The sequence below is a fragment of the Flavobacterium cyanobacteriorum genome, assembly GCF_002251835.1.
In the GTDB taxonomy this organism is placed as follows: domain Bacteria; phylum Bacteroidota; class Bacteroidia; order Flavobacteriales; family Flavobacteriaceae; genus Flavobacterium; species Flavobacterium cyanobacteriorum.
Genome location: NZ_NOXV01000192.1, coordinates 1 through 5028, shown reverse-complemented (window position 1 = coordinate 5028; position 5028 = coordinate 1). Strand labels below are relative to the sequence as shown.

Annotated in this window: 8 protein-coding genes; 3 read left to right on the top strand and 5 right to left on the bottom strand. The window is 44.0% G+C overall.

Going from position 1 to position 5028, the window contains the following annotated elements; all coding sequences use genetic code 11:
• Window positions 1-53 precede the first annotated feature (53 nt).
• Both CHU92_RS03860 and CHU92_RS03855 read right to left on the bottom strand, forming a co-directional pair.
• A complete protein-coding gene (locus tag CHU92_RS03860; RefSeq protein WP_094412788.1) occupies window positions 54-461 on the bottom strand; it encodes a DUF3127 domain-containing protein in 408 nt (135 codons plus the stop codon).
• A 46-nt stretch (window positions 462-507) separates the two neighbouring features.
• Window positions 508-1392, bottom strand: a complete 885-nt coding sequence (locus tag CHU92_RS03855; RefSeq protein WP_094412786.1) for a flavin reductase family protein — start codon at window positions 1390-1392, stop codon at window positions 508-510.
• Between the two features lie 168 nt (window positions 1393-1560).
• Between CHU92_RS03855 and CHU92_RS03850 the strand changes: the two genes are divergently transcribed.
• Complete coding sequence (locus tag CHU92_RS03850; RefSeq protein ID WP_094412784.1) at window positions 1561-2712, top strand: sensor histidine kinase; 1152 nt, start codon at window positions 1561-1563, stop codon at window positions 2710-2712.
• Here CHU92_RS03850 and CHU92_RS03845 read toward each other — a convergent pair.
• From CHU92_RS03845 to greA, 3 genes are read right to left on the bottom strand one after another with little or no spacing between them, the layout of a single operon-like run.
• Window positions 2709-3056, bottom strand: a complete 348-nt coding sequence (locus CHU92_RS03845) for a DUF6122 family protein (RefSeq protein ID WP_094412782.1) — start codon at window positions 3054-3056, stop codon at window positions 2709-2711. The genes CHU92_RS03850 and CHU92_RS03845 overlap by 4 nt on opposite strands.
• Before the next feature lie 32 nt (window positions 3057-3088).
• On the bottom strand, window positions 3089-3478 hold the full coding sequence (locus CHU92_RS03840; RefSeq protein ID WP_094412780.1) for an HIT family protein: 390 nt from the start codon (window positions 3476-3478) through the stop codon (window positions 3089-3091).
• 8 nt (window positions 3479-3486) lie between these two features.
• Window positions 3487-3963, bottom strand: coding sequence for a transcription elongation factor GreA (gene greA / locus CHU92_RS03835; protein ID WP_094412790.1), 477 nt, complete (start codon window positions 3961-3963; stop codon window positions 3487-3489).
• Window positions 3964-4127: 164 nt separating this feature from the next.
• Here greA and CHU92_RS03830 point away from each other — a divergent pair, with 164 nt between their 5' ends.
• Window positions 4128-4553 (top strand): Rieske (2Fe-2S) protein, encoded by a 426-nt coding sequence (locus tag CHU92_RS03830; protein WP_094412778.1) that lies wholly within the window; start codon window positions 4128-4130, stop codon window positions 4551-4553.
• A 6-nt stretch (window positions 4554-4559) separates the two neighbouring features.
• Window positions 4560-5024 (top strand): SRPBCC family protein, encoded by a 465-nt coding sequence (locus tag CHU92_RS03825; protein ID WP_094412776.1) that lies wholly within the window; start codon window positions 4560-4562, stop codon window positions 5022-5024.
• The last annotated feature ends 4 nt before the right edge of the window (window positions 5025-5028 follow it).

Below are 5028 nucleotides of genomic sequence, written 5' to 3'. Positions count from 1 at the left end.
CAAGAAAAACGTAAAAAAACCGTCTCAAGTTGTGAGACGGCTTCATTGTTTTTCTAGAAAGGAAGGTCATCGTGCTCTTCTTCCCTGAAGTTGCTGGCCGGCTCAAAAGAATCCTGCCTGGCAGGGGCCTGTGGCTGCTGGTAGCCCTGCGGCGCCTGCTGGTAGCCTGCCTGCGGCGCTTCGGCCTGCGGCTTTTCAATCCTCCAGCCCTGTATAGCGTTGAAATATTTTGTTTCACCCTGCGGGTTTACCCATTCCCTACCCCTGAGGTTTATGGAAACTTTTACAGGCTCCCCAACCGTATAGTTGTTAAGCAGGTCGCATTTGTCCTGCGTAAATTCAATAAGGATGTGCTGCGGGTACTGCTCATCGGTTGTAACCACCATTTCCCTTTTCCTGAAACCGTTTGCCCCAAAGGATTTGGTTTCATCAATCATTTTAATTCTTCCTGTAACTTCCATAATTAATTGTTGTTTTTCTGCCTCAGAGGGCAGCTATCGTTAATATTTATTTATATTCCTTTTGGGCCAGCAGCACTTTCCATGCCTGCATTACCTGATTATTGTCAAGGTATTCCTTGGCCAGGCGGTGCTTTTTATCATCGTCATCAGCGCTTAAAACGGCTTTTACCTTAAAGTTCTCTTTTACAAATATATTGATTTCTTCTTCAGTGGGCAACGCTTCTATATTGCCTAATTTCCCTAAATCGTTACCGTCAAACACCGGGCTGTCTTTTATAAATTGCGGAATGGTGTCCACTCCTATGCCCAATGTTGTAAGCGGCTTTTCCACTTCAAACAGCCCCATGTTGCTGCGGCTATACCAGTTGGCACCCAGCCGTGCTACCAGGTCAATCTTATGCTGGTCTATATTCCCTCCGGCATCCAGTATGGCTTCATCAATGTGCATCTTCAGTACTTCGCATAGTATAAGGTTGCCTGCGCCTCCACCGGTGCCAAGGGCAATGATATCATTTACACGGCATTCAAACTGCACAGGAGATTCTTTCACACGGAAAGGCTTCACAATAGCTGAAGGCAGCATGGTGAGCCCGGCTTTTTCAAATTCATTTACGCCATCAGCATATTCGGTGCTTGAGAGCGATGCCTGCTGTACTATAGCGTAGTTGACTACATTGATAACCACTTCGCGGTTCAGTTCCGCATTAATGAGCGTGTGCTTCACGGTATTATCGCGCACCCTCCTCGAGGGGGAGAATATAAGTATGGGCGGGTTAGCGCTAAAAACATTAAAAAAACTGAAAGGCGACAGGTTTGGCGTGCCATCCTTATCCAGTGTGCTGGCAAAAGCTATAGGGCGCGGCCCCACGGCGCTTTGCAGGTATCCCTGTAGTTTGGGCGTAGGTAGTTCTTTAGGGTCAATGCTCAGCATATTGTTACAGTATTTGTGCAAAGATAAATGTTCCGCCGTATTAAAATGTTGATAAGCCTTTTTTAACCCATTGTAAAATTGTATTATAAGGTTTCCGTTATACTGCCACACTATTAATAAGCACCGCATTAGTAACTTTTACTATCTTTAAGCCACAAATTTTTATTTATGCAGATTACTGACAGGAGTAATATTACCCGATGGGGCATTGTGGCATCGTCTTTTCTTATTGTGGTGATGATTTTGTGGAACACATACCATTTCTTCAATATTTTCAAGGAAGATGAACGAAGGAGGGTAGAGCTGTGGGCCCTTGCCCAACATACCATAAACATATCAGACGAAAACACGCCGCTTGACCTTCCCCTGGCCATACTGGAAAGCAATAAGACTGTCCCTATGATAGTTACCGATAGTAATGGCATTATACTGAAAACCAATAATATCCCGGAAGAAGTTGAAAAAGATACGGTAAGGGCCAGGCAGTTCCTCGAAAGCATAAAAAAAGACAATACCCCCATAAGGTTCAGGATTTCGCAGGATAACTACCAGTACCTTTATTACGGAAATTCGCAGTTATTGAACAATCTCAAATACTTTCCTGTAACGCTTGTATTTGTAGTGGTGCTTTTCGCGGCTATTATTTTCATTTTCTACAGGGCCAGCAAAATGGCAACCGAAAACCGCCTGTGGGCCGGTATGGCCAAAGAGACTGCCCACCAGATAGGGACACCCCTGTCATCACTTTTGGGCTGGATTGAAATCATGAAGGCCGACAATGTGGATGAAACTACCGTGACGGAAGTGGAAAAAGATGTACACCGGCTGCAAACCATTGCCGAACGCTTTAGCAAAATCGGCTCAGAACCGGTACTGACTGAAAAAGATATAGTAGAAGAAACCGCCAAAACGTATGAGTACCTTAAAAGCCGCGCCTCAAACCAGATTGCGTTCAGCTTTAAGGCGCCTGGTCATCCTGTAAGGGTAATGCTGAACCCTGAGCTGCACAGCTGGACGATAGAAAACCTGGTAAAGAATGCCATAGATGCCATGAAAGGCAGGGGCAGCCTGTCAGTTATAATTCAGGAGAAGGAAAATATTGTGAAAATAAAGATTTGCGATTCGGGTAAAGGCATTCCAAAATCGCAGTTCAAAAAAGTGTTTGAACCCGGATTTACTACTAAAAAAAGGGGGTGGGGCCTGGGCCTTTCACTGACACGCCGGATAGTGGAGGAATATCATAAAGGAAAAATAAAAGTGCTTACCTCAGAAGTAGGCAAAGGCACTATTATGCAGGCCAGTTACAAAACGGTACACTAAAGCGTATTGATATAATGTGTCCAGAGGCAATCCTGGAAATCAGTAGCCATATGGAACAGTAGCCCGGTGGCCACTATCCTTGCTTTAGGAAATAACAGTAAGAGTACATAAACGGCAATAGCGGGATAGCTGTGTAGCGGGTGGAAGCCGATACTGCACCTGCCCGGCTCGAATATTGGGGTAGCCAGCAGGTGGTCAAGGTCGACCAGCATGGTGGCTATCATTACAAGCCATGCTTTTTTCCATTTATCCCTGAAAAATAGCCATGCTAAAAGCCCCGGCGCCATAAAGTGCAGGCTATAATGAGTAACCGTTTGCAGTATTTTGAGGTATTCGGCTGCCATAACCCAAAAAAAGCACCTGTAAGGTGCCTTTTCTATAAATTAGCGTTTATTTCTTTTGCCAGTTGTTCAAATTCTTCTTTTTCAGGCTTTACTTTTTTGATGAACCGCATATCCTCCATATCATTGATGGGGATAAGGTGCACATGCACATGCGGGACTTCGAGCCCCACCACGGCTACGCCAATTCTTTTGCAGGGAACCGTTTTTTCCAGCGCTTTGGCTACTTTACGGCTAAAGGCCATCAGTCCCATGTAGTGTTCTTCGTCCATATCAAAGAGTTTGTTCACTTCCTGTTTCGGTATGCACAAGGTGTGGCCTTTGGCATTGGGGTTTACGTCAAGAAAAGCAAGGAAGCTGTCGTCCTCTGCTACTTTATAAGCGGGTATTTCGCCGTTCACTATCCGGGTAAATATTGTACTCATGGCAGGCCTTAATCTCTGGTAATTTCAAGTATCTCAAAATTGAGTGTACCGTTAGGTACTTTAATTTCGGCGACTTCACCTGCTGATTTTCCAAGCAGGCCTTTGCCAATAGGCGACGTTACTGATATTTTACCGGACTTGAGGTCGGCCTCGCTTTCTGCAACCAGCGTATATTTCATTTCCATGCCGTTAGCCTTATTGCGTATCTTCACGGTGGACAATACCAGTACTTTTGATATGTCAAGCTGTGATTCATCAATGAGCCTTGCATTGGATACCAGTTCTTCCATCTTGGCTATTTTCAGCTCAAGCAGCCCCTGCGCTTCTTTGGCAGCGTCGTACTCGGCATTTTCAGAAAGGTCTCCTTTATCTCTTGCCTCGGCAATGGCCTCTGAGGCTTTAGGGCGTTCCACACTCTTAAGGTACTCCAGCTCGTCTTTTAATTTTTTTAATCCTTCTGCTGTGTAATAAGATACTGTACTCATAACTTCATCGTTTATATAAAATAGAAAAAATCCCATGGCAGCGGGATTTCTTTCTACAAAGATAGTATTATTTTTTTGTTATTTCAATTTTTAAACCGGTGCATGCGCTTGCCAAAGTTAATTAATTTAAATTTGTTTCGTAATTATATTGTAAATTTTATCTGATGAAGAAGTATGTAGTGCTTTTATTTGCTCTTTTGCTTATTGCCGGCTGCAATAATGACGACAATAATAACCAGAACCCATTCCTGCCCAATTATAATTTTTCAATTGATATTAATAAAGACCTGCCGTTGTACTCACCGCTTAATTTTACCGGCAATCCCGTGTTTATTAACCAGTCGGGTGTGGGTATCAATGGCGTCATAGTGATGAATACCGGTAGTGGCTACACAGCTTTTGAAGCCACCTGCCCAAACCAGAACATTACATCATGCTCACAGCTTGACATTGAAGGTATTAATGCTGTATGCCCCTGCGATGGGGTAGAATACAGCCTGTTTACCGGGCTGGGGGCTGGCGTACAATACCCCCTGAAAAGCTACAGGGTACAGGTAGTAAGCGCTTCAGTAATCAGGGTGTCTAATTAAGCAGCGGTGCCAATAATAAAAATTGAAACTGTTATTGCTGCCCCTGTAGATCTAGTATTTGACCTCTCCCGCAGTATAGACCTTCATAAACTGTCCACAGCTCATACAGGGGAAGAGGCAATTGCCGGAGTTACTTCAGGATTAATAGGATTAGGCGAAAGCGTTACGTGGCGCGCCAGGCACCTGGGCCTTTGGCTTGTGCTGTCATCAAGAATTTCTGAATATGATGCACCTTCGTATTTTACTGATGAAATGGTATCCGGGCCGTTTAAAAGCTTCAGGCATGAGCATCACTTTAAGCAACAGGACAGAAAAACCACAATGACCGATATGTTTTACTATAGGAGCCCTTTAGGCATACTAGGTAAACTGGCCGATTTTTTATTCCTGGAAAAATATATGCGGCAGTTACTTATAACCCGTAATCATTATAGAAGTGGTTTAAACTTTTATTTTATTAAATTTCTTTAGTGCG

Excerpts from the sequence above, each read along its gene's own strand:
- CHU92_RS03840 (WP_094412780.1), bottom strand. The coding sequence starts at position 3,478 with ATGAGTACAATATTTACCCGGATAGTGAACGGCGAAATACCCGCTTAT.
- CHU92_RS03830 (WP_094412778.1), top strand. The coding sequence starts at position 4,128 with ATGAAGAAGTATGTAGTGCTTTTATTTGCTCTTTTGCTTATTGCCGGC.
- greA (WP_094412790.1), bottom strand. The coding sequence starts at position 3,963 with ATGAGTACAGTATCTTATTACACAGCAGAAGGATTAAAAAAATTAAAA.
- CHU92_RS03855 (WP_094412786.1), bottom strand. The coding sequence starts at position 1,392 with ATGCTGAGCATTGACCCTAAAGAACTACCTACGCCCAAACTACAGGGA.
- CHU92_RS03860 (WP_094412788.1), bottom strand. The coding sequence starts at position 461 with ATGGAAGTTACAGGAAGAATTAAAATGATTGATGAAACCAAATCCTTT.
- CHU92_RS03850 (WP_094412784.1), top strand. The coding sequence starts at position 1,561 with ATGCAGATTACTGACAGGAGTAATATTACCCGATGGGGCATTGTGGCA.
- CHU92_RS03845 (WP_094412782.1), bottom strand. The coding sequence starts at position 3,056 with ATGGCAGCCGAATACCTCAAAATACTGCAAACGGTTACTCATTATAGC.